Genomic DNA, 17,936 nt, shown 5'->3' on the forward strand with positions numbered 1-17,936 from the left:
CAAAGATTATGCTTGTTCAATGGCGATGGCGAGCATAGCGCCGCTTCGCCTCCGCGGCGATTCCCGCTTCCATCTCTTCGAGAGTTTTCGGCTCCCCGTCAAAGACCAGCGAGGCGAACACTTCTTCCGGCCGGGTAGGCGCGAAACGCAACGCCGCCTTCAGCAAAGCGTCGTCGGCCATCTTCTCCCTCTTAACCTTCGTTCCGGATGCGCTGCGGGGCTTCATGCCACGCGCGAACCGCAGCCGCCCGCCTTCACGACGCGCTTGGTCGAGGCGGGATGGCGCGCCAGCATCGGCACCGGCCGGATGGGCCGGGCGACGAGATTGCCGCCGCAGTTCGGGCAAACGCCGTGCAGGACCTTCTGCGCGCAATCCGCGCAGAAGGTGCATTCGTAGCTGCAAATGCGCGCGTCCGGGCTGGATGGCGGCAAATCGCGATCGCAACATTCACAGCCTGGACGCAGCTCAAGCATCGGCAGTCCCCCAAAAAAATCGCCTGTCGCCTTTGATGTTACCAAAACCGCTCAATCAACAAAAGACGCGGCGGTCCAGCCATGCCAGGCCGCCAGCGCGGCGACGACGATGAAGAGAAGCCCGGCGGCGCGCCCGGCGAACAGGGTCGCCCGCGGCGTTGAGACGAGAAAATCGCGGCTCGCGCCGGCCGCGAAAGCCAGTCCGCCATAGACGCCAAGCTGCGTCAGCACGATCATCGCGCCCATCGCCAGCGCTTGCGACCAAAGCGGGCCGTATTGCGGCCTTATAAACTGCGGGAAGATCGCGAGGGTGAACAGATAGGCCTTCGGATTGAGCAGGCAGGTCAGGGCGCCCTGGCGGAAGGCGACCCATAGCGACCGGTTGGCGACCGCGCCGATGGCGCTGATGACGATGGCGCTGCGCATCAGCGTCACGCCGATCCAGCCCATATAGGCCGCCCCGGCAAAAAGCAGGAGCGTGAACAGCGTGGGCGCCAGTTTTAGCAGGAGGCCGACGCCGAGAGCGCCGATGAACGCATGCGCGGCGCCGCCCAGCATGATGCCGCCCGTCGCCGAAAGCCCCGCCCGGCGACCGCTCGTCAGGGCGTTGGTGATGACGAACAGCATATCCATGCCCGGCACGATGATGATGCCGAAAAGAAAGACGAAAAAAAGCCAGAGATTTTGTGTGTACGTCATGCCGCCCGCTCGTTCCCGCCTTGTCGATCCCGCGGGAGGATTCCCGTTTTTCAGGCGGATGGCGGGCGTATACAGAGCTCCAACTGACAGCGTAGTGTCAGTTGCGTTGCGGGGAACGCGCGGGGAGCGAGGAGGCGGCGGACATGCGCAAGGCGTCGCGCCTTTTCGAGATCATCCAGATCCTCCGGCTCGCGCGAAGGCCGGTAACCGCCGCTGAAATCGCCAATCAACTGGAAGTCGCCCAGCGCTCGATCTATCGCGACATCGCCGCCCTGCAGGCGATGCGGGTTCCGATCGAAGGTGGGCGCGGCATCGGCTATATCCTGCGCCCGGGCTTCAATCTGCCGCCGCTGATGTTCACGATCGAGGAGACGGAGGCGATCGTGCTGGCCCTCGCCTTGCTCGAGCGAATGGGGGACGTCGAACTCAAACAGGCGGCAAAGCGCGTCAACCAAAAGATCGCCGCCGCGATTCCACCCTTGCTGCGCCAGACGCTCGGCGCCAATGCGCTGCACGCCTGGGGGACGGCGGCGTCTTCTCCGCAGGGCATTGATCTGGCCATTGTCAGGCGCGCCATCCGTGACGAGCAGAAGCTCGAAATCGATTATCGCGACGAATTCGGCCGCGCGACGCAAAGGACAGTCCAGCCGCTCGCGCTCATTTACTATTCGGACACGGCGAATATCGTCGCATGGTGCGAATTGCGTCAGGCTTTGCGTAATTTTCGCGCAGACCGCGTGCAAAGCGGCGCGCTCATCGACGATTTCTTTCGCGGCGAGGGCGAAAATCTGCGAAAAGAATGGGTCGCCGGTTGGAAATAGGCGAAGCCGCAAAGGCTGGCAGAACGGCCCATTGAGCAAAGGGAAAACTGGAATGACACGATTAGCCGGCAAATGCGCCATCGTCACAGGCGCGGCGAATGGCATCGGCCTCGCTTGCGCGCGCCGCCTGGCGGCCGATGGCGCCGCGGTCGCGCTCGCCGACATCAACGCCGAACTCGGCGAAGCCGCCGCCAAGCAATTGCGCGACGAAGGCGCGCGGGCGATTTTTGTCGCCACCGACGTCACACAGCGCACGGCGATCGACACGCTGGTCAACCGCGCAGTCGATGAATTCGGCCGGCTCGACATCATGCTCAACAATGCCGGCGTAGCGCTGACCGCTCCGATCCTCGAAATGAGCGACGAAATTTTCGACAAAGTTCTGTCGACCAATCTGCGCTCGGCCTTCATCGGCACCCAACTGGCGGCTCGCCAGATGGTGGCGAGCGGGCGCGGCGGCGTCATCATCAATATGTCGTCGGTCAATGCGCTGCTCGCCATTCCCGGCCTAGCCGCCTACGCCTGTTCCAAGGGCGCGTTGAACCAACTGACCAAAGTGGCGGCGATCGAACTCGCCGTGCATAAGATTCGCGTCGTTGCGATCGGACCGGGCACGATCCTGACCGATCTGGCCAAAAAGGCGGTGATGGGCGACGAGGCAGGGCGGCGCAAAATCTTGTCGCGCACGCCGATCGGCCGCGCCGGCGAACCCGAAGAGGTCGCCTCCGTCGCCTCGTTCCTGGCGAGCGACGACGCGTCCTACATCACCGGCCAGACCATCTATCCCGACGGCGGCCGCCTTGCGCTGAATTATACGGCGCCGGTAGCCGATTGAGGCGTGGTCCGCTCGCAATGGCGGCGCCGGTTGCATCGGCGTCCGCGCGGCGCTAGAGCACCGGTAGCCAATAAGGAAAAGCCTATGCGTCCTTCCAATCGCGCGCCAGACGAATTGCGCAAAGTGACTTTCGAGCGCGGGGTTGCGCGTTATGCAGAAGGATCCTGCCTGGTGCGTTTTGGCGAGACGCATGTGCTATGCGCCGCTTCGCTTGAAGATAAGCCGCCGCCATGGCTGCGCGGTCAGGGAAAGGGTTGGGTGACGGCCGAATATGCAATGCTGCCGCGCGCCACTTCGACACGCACGCGCCGCGAGTCGACCGCCGGCAAGGTCTCCGGCAGAACCCAGGAAATTCAGCGCCTGATCGGCCGATCCCTACGCGCCGTCGTCGACCTTCCGCGTATGGGCGAGCGCCAGATCACGCTCGATTGCGACGTCATCCAGGCGGATGGGGGCACGCGGACGGCGGCGATCACCGGCGCCTGGATCGCGCTTAATGATTGCCTCAAATGGATGACCCAGCGCTCGATCGTTCGCGACAATCCGATGCGCGAGCATGTCGCGGCGATTTCCTGCGGCATCGTCAAGGGCGAGGCCGTGCTCGATCTCGATTACGCCGAAGATTCGACCGCCGAGACCGACGCCAATTTCGTGCTGACCGGGTCGGGCGGCCTCGTCGAAGTGCAAGGCACGGCGGAGGGGGCGCCGTTCAGCGAAGCGCAATTGCTAAGCCTGCTGGCCTTGGCGCGCGGCGGCGTTGCGCAACTGGTCGCGATGCAGAAGATCGCTGCGGCCGGCTAGGTCCGCGCGTCTCGGCCCCCGCCGCGATCGCCGACCCAAGCCACAAAGTTCGGGGCGAAGCGGCGCGGATGAGAGAGAAATCAAAAATAAAAGTCATATTCCACATCGGCCTTGAGAAGACCGGCACCACCTCATTTCAAAGCTTTTGCACCGACAATCGCGTGCTTTTGCGTCGCCATTCCGTCTTGTATCCCGCTCATAATTTTGGCTTCTTTAAAAACAGTCATGAGCCTCTCGCCGCTTGCTATTTCCCCGGGAACGCCGCCAGCCAGCTCATGATGCGATCGTCGCATCGAGACAAGGAGGTTGTTCTCCGATCGCTCAATCGCGAGATCGAAAGAGCCTCAGCCGACACCATTCTCATCAGCGCCGAACATTTTTCCTCGCGCTTTCCGGCGAGCCACATTCGACAACTGGCGGCCGATTTTTCCGCCTACGATTGCCGGATCGCTGTTGTCGTTCGCGACCATGTTTCGCGCGCGTTATCGGCCTATTCCACGGCGATAGCATCAGGACGGCATTTAACGCTGCAAGAGTTTGTGGACGAAATATGCCATCCAGAGAATATTTATATGCGATATAAGGAAACGATTGCCCAGTGGGAGACGGTCTTCAAAAGAGAAAATATGATGGTGTTTGCTTATAGCGAGAACGAGAACATCATAGAACGCCTCGCACAGGGTCTGATATCGCTGGATATACGATCATCCCAGATTGGCGGCTATGCCCAAAAGAAATCCCTTGGGGCCTCGGCGATCGAAGCGCGGCGTCTGATCAACAGGGAACTGTCGGAGCGCCGCCCGGCGGGCGCGTCCAAGCTCCATTTTGGATCCATTCTCGCCCATATGCGTCACGCTATCAAGAAAAGGACCATTGCAAATTCGTCGGATCGTTTGCGCTTCAGCGAGGATCAGCTTCAACGCGTGAATGCGATCGCGGAAATTGATCGGCGTTGGCTGGAGGACGTTTATCGCATTCATCTGGGGGACCGGCGCTCCAATGGCGACGTCCGATGATCGTCGCGCCGCCATGGACCGATTCGCTCCATTGCCGAAGTCTTGAGGTTGCGCCAATCTTCGGCTTCCAGCCGCCCAACGCCTGTTCGCGTCGATAAGCGCCTTGATGGATCATCCGATCGTCTACGACATCACCCGGCTCGCGACTCGCGTGTTCAACGCGACGCCGAACGGCATCGATCGCGTCGATATGGCGCTGGCGAGATATTTTCTCAATCAGCGCGAAGCGCCGGGCGATGGAATGCTTTTCCTTGGCCCTCTGGGTTATCGTGTGATCAAGCGCGCCGGCGCGATCGATGCGATCGATGCGATACACAATCATTTTGGCGAGGACGACGATCCGGAACAGGACGCCTCGTACCAACAGGTCAAGCATTGGTTGCAGCAGGGCGCGGGCGAACATGCGCTTGCGTCCAGGATATCCAGCCCTTCCAGGCGTTTCGCCGGCAAAGCGATAAGCTGGATGGCTCGGCACGGCGCGCCGCTCCGCAATTCCCCGGCGCGCAGCCTTCCGCCGCATGCGCGCTACATCAATGTCAGCCAATATCCACTCGCGATCGACGGCGCATTTGCCTGGCAGGCCGCGCGCCCCGACGTCAAGATGGTCTTTTTCATTCACGACATGCTTCCGCTGCAGACGCCGGAATATTTCCGCGCCGGCGAATTCGCTGCGCATCAGCGGCGCCTGCGCAATGTTGCGCGGCACGGAGCCGGCGCGATCGTTTCGACGCAGGCGGTCAAAGAGGCGCTGCAGAAACATATCGCCAAGCTCGGCCGTGGCGACTTGCCCATTTTGGTCGCGCCTCTGCCCGTGGCGCCGATATTTCTACGAGACGAGGCGCCGGACAACGAACTTTCCGCCGAACCATTTTTCGTTCAATGCGGCACGCTGGAGCCGCGCAAGAACCATCTGATGATTCTTCACATATGGCGGGAGCTCGTCACGCGGCACGGAAGCGCGGCCCCCAAGCTCATCCTCGTTGGCGCGCGGGGTTGGGAGAATGAGAATATCATCGACCTGCTCGAACGATGCGCCCCGCTGCGCCATCATGTGCTGGAAGTTTCCGGGCTCGCTACGCCGAGCGTGAAGCGATTGATGAAGGCGGCGCGCGCTGTGCTTATGCCTTCGTTCGCCGAGGGGTATGGCCTCCCCTTGGCCGAGGCTCTCGCCTTGGGAACCCCGGCGATCGCCTCAGATATTCCGGTTTTTCGTGAGATCGCGGGCGACCATTGTACGAGTCTAAGCCCGATCGACGGTGAGGGATGGATGAGGGCGATTGAATTGGCCGCGCAACAACGGTCTCGACCTTTTGGCGCTGGGTCAAGCGGCGACGCATCCGCCGTCCCGGATCGCTTTTTTCGTGCGATCGATGAATTTGTCAATTCTTTGTAGACGCATGGCCTTGAGAGAATCACAGCGCGTCTCCTTAGGCCGTTCTGCGACCAAAGGTGGCGAAATCGTTTCCCGCGCCAAAGCCTCTAAGGTTCGCTCTCGCGCGCCAGGGAGAGCAAATATTGCCCATAAGCGCTCTTGCCGAGTTTTTTCCCGAGATCTTCAAGTTGCGCGCTCGATATCCAGCCAAATCCGCGGGCGACTTCCTCGGGAGAAGCGATGCGGAATCCCTGCCGCTTCTCCATGGTGCGCACGAATTCGGCCGCCTCCAGCAACGAATCAGGCGTGCCCGTGTCGAGCCACGCATAACCGCGGCCGAGGCGCTCGACGCTCAATTGTCCGCGCTCGAGATAGACGCGGTTCAGATCGGTGATTTCCAATTCGCCGCGCGCCGAAGGCTTTAGCCCCGCGGCGATCTCGGGCGCTTGTCCATCATAGAAATAGAGCCCTGTAATGGCCCAATGCGATTGCGGCGTTTCCGGCTTTTCTTCAATGGAAGTCGCGCGACCAGCCGCGTCGAACGCCACAACGCCGTAGCGCCCGGGATCGGGCACATGATAAGCGAAAATGCTAGCCCCGCTCCGCCGCGCGCCCGCGGCGTGCAGAAGCTCGGATAGGCCGTGGCCGTAAAAGATATTGTCGCCGAGCACCAGAACCGATGGCTGGCCGGCGATAAATTCGGCGCCGATGATATAGGCTTGGGCCAGCCCATCCGGCCGCGGTTGTTCGGCGTAGGACAGCGAAATGCCCCATTGGGACCCGTCGCCCAGCAAGCGCTGGAATAGCGGCAGATCGGCGGGCGTCGAGATAAGGAGAATTTCGCGCGCGCCGGCCAGCATCAATGTGGTCAGCGGATAATAGATCATCGGCTTGTCATAGATTGGCAAAAGCTGCTTGGAGATGACATTCGTCATCGGATGCAGGCGCGTACCGCTGCCGCCGGCCAGAACAATGCCCTTCATCACTTTCGCCTTTCGGTTTCCGACGCGCGTACCAATCGCTGGACGCAGTCTTGCGTCGCGCCGCGCCATTCTGGCAAAGCGAGACCGAAGACGCGATGCAGCTTACCGACGTCCAGCCGGGAATTGGCCGGCCGCGCCGCCGGCGTTGGGTATTGCGCGGTTGAGATCGGGATCACCTTGACGAGCGGACGCCCCAACGCCGCGGCCGCCGAGAAAATGGCCGCGGCGAACTCCGCCCAGGTCGCGTAGGTCAATCCTGTCACGTGAAAGGCGCCAAAAAGGCTCTCATTTCCAGGCTCGGCGACGAGGCGGCGCGACATCGCGATCAGGGCGTCAGCGATGTCGAGCGCGCTTGTCGGGGCGCCCCATTGGTCCGCGACGACACTGATCTCATCGCGCGTCAGTCCAAGGCGCAGCATGGTCTTGACGAAATTATTTCCGAAGGGGCTGTAAACCCAAGCGGTGCGCGCGATCGCGCAGCGCGGATTCGCCGCAGCAGCCGCATATTCGCCCGCGAGCTTTGAGCGCCCATAGGCGCTTGTTGGAGCGACGGGATCCTCTTCGCGATAAGGCCGATCAAGCCTGCCGTCGAAGACATAATCGGTCGAAATCTGCACGACAGGGCGGCCCGTCTTCGCCGCGGCGGCCGCGACCGCCCGCGCGCCGTCGCCGTTGACGCGCATGGCGAGTTCAGGTTCGGACTCGGCTTTGTCCACCGCGGTATAAGCAGCGGCGTTGATGACGACGTCGCCCCGGGCGGCCTCGATCGCGCGCGCCACAACGTCAGGTTCGAGAAGATCGACCTCGGGGCGCGCAATGCAAATGATCTCAACGCCGGCGCTGCGGCCACGCTCGATCAGGGATTGGGCGAGTTGGCCCTCACGGCCGGTGACGACAAGCCTCATGTCTTGCCGCCTGTCATTCGAAAGCCGCCGCCAGATCGCGCAGCAGAGGATGCTTGCGGTCCTTTTCGGAGAGGATGGCGCGCTCCTTGGGCGTCGGCCATGCGATGCCCAAGGCCTCGTCGTCCCAGGCCAGGCCCTTGTCATGGGCCGCCGAATAATAATTCGTGACCTTGTAGACAACTTCGGTATCGGGCTCGAGGGTGCAAAACCCGTGCGCGAAGCCGATCGGAATGAGAAGCTGCCGCCAATTGGCCGCGGAAAGCTCGACAGAGACATATTGGCCGAAGGTCGGCGAGGAAGCGCGCAAATCAACTGCGACGTCGAAAATCGCGCCGCGCACGACGCGCACAAGCTTGTCCTGGGCGAAGGGCGGGGTTTGAAAATGCAATCCGCGGATCGTGCCGGGCTGCGCGGACAAGGATTGGTTGTCCTGCACGAATTCCACGGGAACGCCCGCCGCGGCGAAGGCCTGCCGATTATAGGTTTCAGAGAAGAAGCCGCGATGGTCGCCCAGTTTGCGCGGGGTAATGACTTTAACGCCGGCCAACGCCGTCTCTTCGACAATCATCGTCAACCTCTTCAAACGGCAGGGCGGGCAAGAAGATCGGCGCGGCGCGCTTAGACTGCGATTCCCAGGCGCTGACCCTGGTAGGCGCCGGCGCGGATCGCCTGCCACCACGGCCGGTTGTCGAGATACCAGCGCACGGTCTTGCGCAGACCGGATTCAAAAGTTTCCCGCGGGCGCCAATTCAACTCCGCCTGTATCTTGGAGCAATCGATGGCGTAGCGCAGGTCATGGCCGGGGCGGTCGTCGACATAGGCAATGAGATCCCGCCGCGGTTTCTGGCCTGCTTCGAAAGCCATTTCATCGACAAGATCGCAAATCGTGTTCACCACATCGATGTTGCGCCGCTCGTTGACGCCGCCGATATTGTAGCATTCGCCGACGCCGCCTCTTTCGATCACGCGGAGCAGCGCCTCGACATGGTCGTCGACGAACAGCCAGTCGCGCACATTTTCGCCGCTGCCGTATACGGGCAAGGGCCTGCGCTCCAGCGCATTCAGGATCATCAGGGGGATCAGCTTTTCGGGGAAATGGTAGGGACCATAATTGTTGGAGCAATTGGTCGCGACTGTCGGCAATCCGTAGGTATGGCGCCAAGCGCGCACGAGATGATCCGAGCCGGCCTTTGACGCCGAATAGGGCGAGTTCGGCGCATAAGGCGTGTCCTCGCGAAAGAAGCCCTCCGCGCCGAGCGAGCCAAAGACCTCATCGGTCGAAATGTGGTGGAAACGGAAATTGTCGCGCTCCGATCCGCCCAGCCCACGCCAATAATCATGCGCCGCGCTGAGCATCACATAGGTGCCCACGACATTGGTGTGGATGAAAGCGCCGGGGCCTTCGATGGAGCGGTCGACATGACTCTCGGCCGCCAGATGCATCACCACGTCCGGCCGGAACTGGCGGAACGCCGCGGCGACCGAGGCAGCGTCGCATATGTCGCCTTTGACGAACTGGAAGCGCGGGTCCCGCGCAACGGGCGCCAGCGAGGCAAGATTGCCTGCATAGGTCAGCTTGTCGTAAACACAAACCGCATGCGTCGTTTCGCCAATAACGCGGCGAACGACCGCGGACCCAATAAACCCGGCGCCTCCCGTCACAAGGATTCGTCTCGGCGCCTTTTGTTCAATCATCCCGTGCCCTTGCGATCTCGCATCAGGCTCGGATTCCTATCTGCGCGATGCGCAATTGGCAATATGGCCGGTCGTCCGAGCGCGGTCGGCCAGGCTGGCTCGGACCGAGAAGACGCGCTAAGCCGTTGATGAGGCGATGAGGAATCAATTTGCTTTTGACGATTGCTGAAGGCGTCGAACTCCAGAACGGCGTCATGGTGGCGACCGATAATTGTCCGTGGTTGCGCCTCAGCGTCGACGCCAGCCGTCTTGCCGGCCGATGGGTCAGGTTGACCTATGTTTCGGGCCTGCTCGAGCCGCTCGCGCGCCCTGTCCTGCGGTGCTTCGTCGGCGATTCTCATACCGATGAAATCCTGCCCGCGGCGCTGTTTGGGCGCGCGATCTGGCTCGGCCGAATTCCCGAGGGGACGACGGCGATCTGGATTTCGCCGACCAACCAGCCCGGGCCCTTCGCCTTCGCGATCGAGAAGCTGCGCGTCGAGACGCGCGCGCGCCTGCTTTGGCGCGTTTTCTGGCGGGAGCCGGGCCGTGCCTGGGTATGCCTGTGGGCGCGCGTGATCGGCATGCGTCATCTCGCCCAGTTGCAGGTGAAGCGGACCCTCGGCGCGACGCCGCTGCGACATTATGACCGCTGGCTCAGGGCGCGCACGCGGCCGTTCGATCCTGGCGGCTTCGACCGGCAGGGGCCGAGCGCGGGGCGAAAGCCGCATATAAGATTCGTCGCGCCGTTCAGCGCGGCGGCCAAGCCCGGCGTCCTCGCGCTACTGGCCCAATTGTCAGCCCAGCCCTATCCGCATTGGTCGCTCGCTGTCGTTGGCGCTGAGGCCGCCGATTTCGCTAACGCGAACAGGGACGTTCATCGCCTTTTGTTTGTCGCGCCGGGCGCCTCGACGCTTGGCGATCTCAGGGATGACGATTTCGTCGCGACGCTCGCGCCGGGCGACCTCGTTCCCGATTACGCCTTGACGGCGCTGGCGCGGGCGGCTGGCGATCATCCGGAAATCGACGTTTTTTATGGTGACGAAGATTCGATCGACGGGCGCGGCAGGCGCGCCGCGCCCTGCCTCAAGTCCGATTGGAGTCCAATGCCTTTTTTGGCCTCCAGCGCGATTGGCGCGCCATGCATGGTCAAGGTGAGGACGGCGAGAAAAAGCGCGGAGGCGGGGGTCCTGTCCGGCGCGCTGGCTTGCAACCCTGGCGCGGTCCGTCACGTTCGCCGGGTGCTGCGCACGCGCGCTTGCGCCGAGCCGTGCGCTGCAAACACGCCAGCCGAAACCCGCGAGACTCCCCTTGAGAGCCCCAGCGGCGCCCCGCGCGCCTCGATCATCGTCGCGACGCGGGACCGGCTTGATCTGTTTGCGCGCTGCATCGAGGGGCTGAAATCGGCGACCCGGCTTGGCGGCGCGGAAGTCCTCGTCGTCGACAATGACAGCGCGCGCGACGACACCAAGGCCTATCTCGCCGATCTGGCGCGCGACGCAAGGTTTCGCATATTACACATGCCGGGCCCGTTCAATTTTTCGCGACTTTGCAATCAGGGCGCCGCGGCGGCGCGCGCCCCCGTTCTCGTCTTCCTCAACAACGACACCGAGATCATCGACGAGACATGGCTCGACATTCTGCTTGCCTTCACGGCCCATTCCGACGTCGGCGCCGTCGGGGCCAAGCTCCTTTACCCCAACGGGCGCGTCCAGCACGCCGGCGTGGTTTTGGGGATCGACGGCCGCGCCGGCCATTTCGAGCGCGGAATCGCGGCTTCCGATCCCGGCTATTTCGGGCGCCTCAATATGCCGCACCCGGTTTGCGCGGTGACGGCGGCGTGCCTAGCGGTCGAGGCGAAGAAATTCTTCGCCGTGGGCGGCTTCGACGAGGTCAACCTGCCTGTCGAACTCAATGATGTCGATCTCTGCCTGCGCCTCAACGAACGCGGCTGGAAGACTTTATGCGCGCCGGCGGCGCAGCTCATCCACCGCGAATCGGCCTCGCGCGGCGCCAGCGTGCGGCCCGACGAGCGCTATGGGGCGCAGCATGACTACTTTCGCGCCCGCTGGCTCGCCGTCCTGCGCGACGATCCATACTTCCATCCCGGCCTCTCCCTTGACGTCCTGCACCCCGCATTGGGATAAGCGGCGATGGGCGAGACGGGGGTCTGCTGAAATGCGCGACGCGCGTCGCGTCACTGGCGGTTTGTCCCGATCATGGCGAGAAAGGCGAAAAGCAGCGTGGACGCGACCCCGTCGGCCGGCAATGCGGTCGCCGTCAAGAGCGGGAAAGGCGGCGCGCTGACATCAGGCGACGCGCCGCGGCCGATCGTCGTGGTGCTCGGCATGCATCGCAGCGGCACGTCGCTTTGTTCGCATATCCTGAGCATGCTTGGCGTCGATATGGCGGATGAGGTTGGCGTCAATCTCGGCAACGATGCGGGCCATTGGGAGCGCTGGGAAATCGTCGCGTTCCAGGACGAGATCCTGAATTTGCTGGACCGCGGCTATTCGACGCACCAGCACGATTTCCCGCTCCCCGGCGCCTGGTGGGCCGAGCCGAAGGTGCGCGACGTCCAGGCCAGAATCGAGAATTTTCTCACCGAAAAGATGAAAACCAACGCTCTTTTCGGCTTCAAGGACCCGCGCACGGCGCGTCTGCTGCCGCTCTGGCTACAGATTTTCAGGAATTTGAACCTCGCGCCCAAATTCATCCTGTGCCTGCGGGCGCCCAGCCAGATCGCCCGCTCCCTGCAGCGGCGCGACGGCCTCGACCCCGCCGCCGGCGAATATCGCGCGCTCAATTATCTCGTCGATTGCTTCCGCTACATTCCCCATCACGATGTCTGCGTGGTCGATTATGAGGAATGGTTCGAGAATTATTCGGACAATCTCCACGGTCTGATGTATTTTCTGCATATCGAATGGGACCAGTCGGAAGCGGACCTCGGCGTCGCCGTCTCGTCGATCGTCAATCGCGACCTGCGCCATACCGAGGAGCGGCTTGGAATCGCCCGGCAACCGCTCGTGCGCTCGTTCCACAATCTGGCCTCCGCCTTACGCAAAGATTCTTCGCGACGCGGCGAGATCGACCGTTTCGTCAATCAATTCGTCGCCTTCCAGCAATTGCTGCAGCCGTTCGAGCACGCCCAGCGCCAGCTTGGCGCGGCCAGTCGAGAGCGCGAGCAGGCGTTGGCCGACGCGCTGGCCGTGCGCGCGGAGCTTGTGGCGGCTTTGCAGGCCAGAGCGACGGCCAGTCATCTGCATGAACAGACGCAGAGCGAAGCGCTGGCGGCCCGCGACGGCGAACTTGAGGCGGTGCGCGCGGAGCACGCCGCCGCTACGGAGCGTTCGGCGCGGAGCGAGGCGAAGCTGGCGGCGCTTGAGGCGGAGGCGCAAGCCCATGCCGCCGCGAGTCAACAGCGCGAGCGGGAGTTGAACGAGAGTCTGGCGGCGCGCGACGGCGAACTTGAGGCAGTGCGAGCGGAGCATGCAGCCGTGGCGGAACGTTTGGCGCGGAGCGAGGCGAAGCTGGCCGCGCATGAAGCGGAGGCGCAAGCCTATGCCGCCGCGAGCCAACAGCGCGAGCGGGCGTTGAACGAGGGTCTGGCGGCGCGCGACAGCGAATTTGAGGCGGCGCGCGCGGAGCATGCAGCCGTGGCGGAACGTTTGGCGCAGAGCGAGACGAAGCTGGCCGCGCTTGAGGCGGAGGCGCAAGCCAGCGCCACGGCGAGCCAGGACCGCGAGCGGGCGCTGAACGAGGTCTTGGCGGCGCGGGCGAAACTGGAGGCTGAACTTGGCGCAGCTCGCGCGGATCTTGCCGCTGCCGAGGCGCTACTGACGGAAAAGAAAACACGGCGCGCCGCGCTTGAGGCGACTTTGGCGGCCGATGGCGCGGCGGGCCAACAGCGCGAACAAGCGCTGACCGCCACCCTCGCCGCGCGCCATGCCGAAATCGAAGCGGCGCGCGCGGCCTTGCTGGACGCCGAGCGGCGGGAGCAGGGGCTTCGGGCATCGAGCGAAGCGGCCAGAGAAGGCCTCGAAGCGCAAATTCGCACTTTGCGTGGCCAGCTCGTCGACGCCGAAGCCGCCCACGCAAAGTTAAAGGCGAATCAGCGAGGCCAAGGCGATTGGGGCGCTATCCTGCCGCGGAAGAACAGCCTGCGACAGTTGGAGCGCAAACTCATCACCAGCGGCCTGTTCGATGCCGATTGGTACAAGAGCGAATATAAGGATGTCGCCGATAGCGGCCGCTCGCCAGCCGCCCATTATCTCGAAGACGGCTATTTGCGCGGCTATCGGCCCAATCCGCTTTTCAATACGCATTGGTATCTGGAGCGCTACGAGGATGTGCGCCGTTCGGGCGAGAATCCCGTTCTCCATTATCTCACGCATGGCTATCGGGAAGGCCGCGACCCGGGCCCCGATTTCCAAACCGATTTTTATCTTGAGTCCAACGCCGATGTCCGCAACAAAGACACCAATCCGCTCGTTCATTATCTCCGCCACGGACGGCACGAAGGCAGGCTCCCTGTCCGGCCCGCCTGAACGGCCTTGCGCTCGCCTTATTTTCTGTGCCATTGGCTCAGATTGAGCAATCGATAGGAGTACCATGCCTATTTTGCGAAACTTGTCTTTTACGGGGAAATCGAAGGGCGCTCGCCGGTTGGCCGAAGCGACCAATATTCTTCACAACTCGCCGCTGCTGGACCCGGTTTGGTATCGTCAAAACTCTTCGGACCTTCGCGACACGCCGGTCGACGTCGCGCGCCATTATCTCGAACGTGGCGCGCGCGAAGGGCGCAACCCGCATCCTCTGTTCGACACGAAATTTTATCTCGAACAAAATCCGGATGTCGCCGCGTCAGGCGCAAACCCGCTGGTGCACTATATCCTGCATGGCGCCAAGGAGGGCCGCGATCCGCATCCGTTGTTCGCCGCAAGTTGGTACACTGCGCAAGCACCGGAGGCGGTGGAAAATCCTCTTTTGCACTATCTGACGAAGGGCCGTTATGCAGGAATGGACCCTCATCCTCTTTTTATGTCGGCGTTTTACCGAACGACCTTTCCAGATATCGAAGCGATCAATATTGAACCGCTTACTCATTACCTGGAGTCGGGAGCGAATAGCGGATTGAATCCGAACCCACTATTCGATTCGGAATGGTATTTAGATACGTATCCGGATGTTGCCGCTCAGTGCGTGAATCCACTCCTGCACTATCGTCTGATCGGCGCCTACGAGGGACGAAACCCGTCGCCGTATTTGAACACCGCTGAATATCTAAAAGCGAATCAGGACGTGGCGGCTTCAAAGTCGCTGACCGCGCTTGGTCATTACTTACGATATGGCGCAGCAGAAGGGCGTAGCAGGGGTGTCGCGGCGCACGAAGAAAACCCGATTGTCAGCGCTAGGAGCAATATCGCTCGTCCGTCGCGCGTACCGGCGGCGCCCCCTGCCTCTATCCACTTAACTAGCTATTTGGACTGGTGCAGATTGAATGACCCCGGCGAGGGTATCTGTACAGCACAACGACGTCAGGCTTTGATGTTCAAGTGGAAGCCAGTCATCAGCCTCGTCGTCCCTGTCTACAAAGTTCCGGTCAGCCTGATTTGTGCGTTGGTCGATTCCGTCAAGAACCAAACTTATCCACATTGGCAGCTATGTCTGGCATTGGCGTGGTTTGAAGACGAAGAACTGACACGATATCTGGAAGCTGAAGCTGAAACTGATCCTCGGATCAAACTCGACATCTTGAAAGAAAATTCTGGCATTTCAGGAAACTCAAATGCCGCACTACAGCTTGTCGAAGGCGAATATATCGGGCTTCTCGATCATGACGACACCTTGTCGCCCAATGCTCTTTTCGAAATGGCGCGCGCCCTCAATGAGGATCCCGGTATCGATTTCCTCTACAGCGACAAGGATACGATGGACGAAAGCGGCAACAACCGCTTCAACCCGCTCTTCAAACCGGCTTGGTCGCCCGAGTTTATGCTGAGCGTCAATTACTTAACTCACTTCAATGTCATGCGAACGTCGCGTGTACGCGAGATCGGCGGCTGGGATCCGTCGACGGATGGCGCCCAGGATTGGGACCTTTTTCTGCGGTTTATCAATTCGAGTACGAAAGTCCGGGCGGTACACCGTCCGCTCTATCACTGGCGAATTATTGCAACGTCCGTCGCATCTGGTTTGGGGGCGAAGCCTTGGGCCGCCGCGGCTCAATTGCGCGCTGTAACGCGCTATCTGGAAAGTAATGGGTGGAGCGGGGCGGTCGCGACTTTCGCCGCGGAGAGCGTCATCCAGGTTAACTGGAACGTCGATTACAAGCCGAGCATTCTAATTCTTGTGATTGGCGATGGAGCCGCCGCCAAAGGCGATGGCTGGACTGCGGCTCGAGCGGCCAAGGCCGAGTCAAACGGTAAAGTAATTGTCAAGTATTTGAGCATCAGCGCGCGCGATTTCCAACAAGCAGCCAATCGAGCAGTAACCGAATCCACGGCGAACGTTGTTGTACTTCTCGACGCGAACTGTAAGCCAAACGGCCAGTGGATTACGGAATTAGTTGGTCCTCTGCAAAGCGACGCCCTCGCCGCTGTCGGTGGCAGATTGGAAAATTCGGCAGGAAAGCTATTCGAAGGCGGATGGGTATTTCCCGGCGGGCGGCCGGCGCCTGTCTTCCACGGCGAGACCGTAAATCACGGAGGAGTTTACGCGGCGGCGTGGTGTTGCCGAAACCATCTTGCAGTATCCGGGTCCTTGATGGCCGTAAGACGTAGTGCGTGGGTTGCGACCGGCGGATTTTCAAGCGATCCAGCCTGGCAGCGTTATGACCTTGATCTTGGCATCAAAATATCTGGTCAGTCGGTCGGCCGCGTCATGTTGAACACATATGCGAGAGCTACGAGCAGCGCGCAAAGTGTCTTCGCGCGATCCGTGGATCAGAACCTCGGATCGTCGCCGCTCTTTTCGCAGTTTTTCCCGACTGGAGACCCCTTCTTCCATCCGGGGTTGATCATTGAAGGTACGGGGCGACCTACTTTGCGACCGGTGACACCTCCTCATCAAGTCGATTTCTTCGCGGATGCTAGATTTTCGGCAGCCAATTACGATGCACCTGCTGATGCTTTCGAGAAGGTCAAAGAGGAGGAGGAAGCGCGGGGCCCTATTCGATCAATAGCTTGGTTCGTGCCGAACTTCGATGTCGCGTTCTACGGTGGAATCCACACGATCCTTCGTGCTGCGGATTACATGCGCAGCCGGCATGGCATGCGCACAATAATCGTCGCGATCGGGGCGCAAGACTCTGAGATACTTCGACTGACGATTTCGCGCGCTTTCCCTGAACTCGCAGCTTCATGCGACATAAAGGTGATCCGAGATGTCAAAATACCGAGTGATTTCGTCGATGCAGATGCGGCCGTCGCCACACTCTGGGTGACCGCGTACGCGATAATCCGTTTGAAAAACGTCAAACACCGTTTCTACTTCGTTCAAGATTACGAACCGTTATTTTATCCGGCGGGCAGTACTTACAGTCTCGCTGAAGCAACTTATCGCTTCGGCTTTCACGGAATTTGCAACACCTATCCGCTTCAGCAACTCTATGAACAGCAGGGTGGGACGGCGGATCATTTCCTTCCGGCGGTCGACAATTCGGTCTTCCATCCACGAGGTCGCGTTCCCCGTGACCCGAAAGAACCATTCATTTTGTTCAACTATGCGCGTCCAGCGCATCCGAGGAACTGCTTCGAAGTCGTGGCAGAAGGTCTCATCGAACTCAAGCGGCGGATGAAGGATAGACTGCGGATCATAACCGCAGGCGCGGAGTGGGATCCGAAAGAGTATGGCTTGAACGGAATAGTAGAACACATGGGGTTGCTGCCCTACCGGCAAACGGGTGATCTCTATCGATCCGTTGACGCGGGCATCGTCGCCATGGCGACAAGCCATCCATCCTATCTTCCTTTCGAGTTGATGGCCTGCGGCGCGCTTGTCCTGACCAACTACAATCAGCACACGCAATGGCTGCTGAAGGATCAGGAAAACTGCGTTCTTTTCAATTTGACCAAATCCGCTATCGCCGATACCCTTGAAGGGTCTCTGGACGATCCGAAGCGCCTCGAAAAGATCATGGCGCAAGGCGTCCGAACAATATCTGGACATTACAATGATTGGGATCGCTCGTGCGAGGCGATCGCCTCAGCAATTCTGCGGGGAGTCAATGGACGTAATGAGCAACAAGCGTGGAAGGTTGTGTCAAAGTGATGGCCCCATATACGCGAACCGGGTTTTCTACGTAGCGAACGGCTTCCGGCATTGGATACTCGACGCGAGGTGGTGTGGCGAG

General features: G+C 61.2%; 15 protein-coding genes. 8 read left to right on the forward strand and 7 right to left on the reverse strand.

Annotated features, from left to right (window positions below; genetic code table 11):
- Positions 1 to 16: 16 nt before the first annotated feature.
- Genes GSQ90_RS04400 through GSQ90_RS04410 form a run of 3 tightly spaced genes read right to left on the reverse strand, consistent with a single transcriptional unit; the run spans position 17 to position 1,173 of the window.
- Positions 17 to 181 (reverse strand): hypothetical protein, encoded by a 165-nt coding sequence (locus tag GSQ90_RS04400; RefSeq protein WP_158813584.1) that lies wholly within the window; start codon positions 179 to 181, stop codon positions 17 to 19.
- Between the two features lie 41 nt (positions 182 to 222).
- Positions 223 to 474, reverse strand: coding sequence for a DUF1272 domain-containing protein (locus GSQ90_RS04405; RefSeq protein ID WP_158813585.1), 252 nt, complete (start codon positions 472 to 474; stop codon positions 223 to 225).
- A gap of 51 nt (positions 475 to 525) precedes the next feature.
- On the reverse strand, positions 526 to 1,173 hold the full coding sequence (locus GSQ90_RS04410; protein WP_158813586.1) for a LysE family translocator: 648 nt from the start codon (positions 1,171 to 1,173) through the stop codon (positions 526 to 528).
- 143 nt (positions 1,174 to 1,316) lie between these two features.
- Between GSQ90_RS04410 and GSQ90_RS04415 the strand changes: the two genes are divergently transcribed.
- From GSQ90_RS04415 to GSQ90_RS04435, 5 genes are all read left to right on the forward strand, one after another.
- Positions 1,317 to 1,994, forward strand: coding sequence for a YafY family protein (locus tag GSQ90_RS04415; RefSeq protein ID WP_158813587.1), 678 nt, complete (start codon positions 1,317 to 1,319; stop codon positions 1,992 to 1,994).
- 52 nt (positions 1,995 to 2,046) lie between these two features.
- Positions 2,047 to 2,829 carry an SDR family NAD(P)-dependent oxidoreductase gene (locus GSQ90_RS04420; protein WP_158813588.1) on the forward strand — a complete coding sequence of 261 codons (783 nt, stop codon included), beginning with the start codon at positions 2,047 to 2,049 and terminating at the stop codon, positions 2,827 to 2,829.
- An 84-nt stretch (positions 2,830 to 2,913) separates the two neighbouring features.
- Positions 2,914 to 3,630, forward strand: coding sequence for a ribonuclease PH (gene rph, locus GSQ90_RS04425; RefSeq protein WP_158813589.1), 717 nt, complete (start codon positions 2,914 to 2,916; stop codon positions 3,628 to 3,630).
- Positions 3,631 to 3,698: 68 nt separating this feature from the next.
- The gene (locus GSQ90_RS04430) at positions 3,699 to 4,646 is read left to right on the forward strand and encodes a sulfotransferase domain-containing protein (RefSeq protein WP_158813590.1); all 948 of its coding nucleotides are present in this window, start codon (positions 3,699 to 3,701) and stop codon (positions 4,644 to 4,646) included.
- A 106-nt stretch (positions 4,647 to 4,752) separates the two neighbouring features.
- A complete protein-coding gene (locus GSQ90_RS04435) occupies positions 4,753 to 6,039 on the forward strand; it encodes a glycosyltransferase family 1 protein (RefSeq protein ID WP_158813591.1) in 1,287 nt (428 codons plus the stop codon).
- A gap of 86 nt (positions 6,040 to 6,125) precedes the next feature.
- Here the strand turns inward: GSQ90_RS04435 and rfbA are convergent, their stop codons facing one another.
- From rfbA to rfbB, 4 genes are read right to left on the reverse strand one after another with little or no spacing between them, the layout of a single operon-like run.
- Entirely contained in the window at positions 6,126 to 7,001 is an 876-nt protein-coding gene (rfbA, locus tag GSQ90_RS04440; protein ID WP_158813592.1) for a glucose-1-phosphate thymidylyltransferase RfbA, read from the reverse strand.
- Entirely contained in the window at positions 7,001 to 7,906 is a 906-nt protein-coding gene (rfbD, locus tag GSQ90_RS04445; RefSeq protein WP_158813593.1) for a dTDP-4-dehydrorhamnose reductase, read from the reverse strand. Before rfbD ends, rfbA begins: the two co-directional genes overlap by 1 nt.
- Before the next feature lie 13 nt (positions 7,907 to 7,919).
- Entirely contained in the window at positions 7,920 to 8,474 is a 555-nt protein-coding gene (gene rfbC, locus GSQ90_RS04450) for a dTDP-4-dehydrorhamnose 3,5-epimerase (protein ID WP_158813594.1), read from the reverse strand.
- A gap of 50 nt (positions 8,475 to 8,524) precedes the next feature.
- Positions 8,525 to 9,601, reverse strand: a complete 1,077-nt coding sequence (rfbB, locus tag GSQ90_RS04455; protein WP_158813595.1) for a dTDP-glucose 4,6-dehydratase — start codon at positions 9,599 to 9,601, stop codon at positions 8,525 to 8,527.
- 155 nt (positions 9,602 to 9,756) lie between these two features.
- Here rfbB and GSQ90_RS04460 point away from each other — a divergent pair, with 155 nt between their 5' ends.
- The 3 genes from GSQ90_RS04460 to GSQ90_RS04470 all read left to right on the forward strand — a co-directional run bounded on the left by GSQ90_RS04460 (position 9,757) and on the right by GSQ90_RS04470 (position 17,854).
- The gene (locus GSQ90_RS04460) at positions 9,757 to 11,727 is read left to right on the forward strand and encodes a glycosyltransferase family 2 protein (protein ID WP_158813596.1); all 1,971 of its coding nucleotides are present in this window, start codon (positions 9,757 to 9,759) and stop codon (positions 11,725 to 11,727) included.
- A gap of 96 nt (positions 11,728 to 11,823) precedes the next feature.
- The gene (locus tag GSQ90_RS04465; RefSeq protein ID WP_158813597.1) at positions 11,824 to 14,130 is read left to right on the forward strand and encodes a hypothetical protein; all 2,307 of its coding nucleotides are present in this window, start codon (positions 11,824 to 11,826) and stop codon (positions 14,128 to 14,130) included.
- 118 nt (positions 14,131 to 14,248) lie between these two features.
- Positions 14,249 to 17,854 carry a glycosyltransferase gene (locus GSQ90_RS04470; protein WP_158813598.1) on the forward strand — a complete coding sequence of 1,202 codons (3,606 nt, stop codon included), beginning with the start codon at positions 14,249 to 14,251 and terminating at the stop codon, positions 17,852 to 17,854.
- The last annotated feature ends 82 nt before the right edge of the window (positions 17,855 to 17,936 follow it).

This window comes from Methylocapsa sp. S129 (assembly GCF_009765995.1).
Classification (GTDB): Bacteria; Pseudomonadota; Alphaproteobacteria; order Rhizobiales; family Beijerinckiaceae; genus Roseiarcus.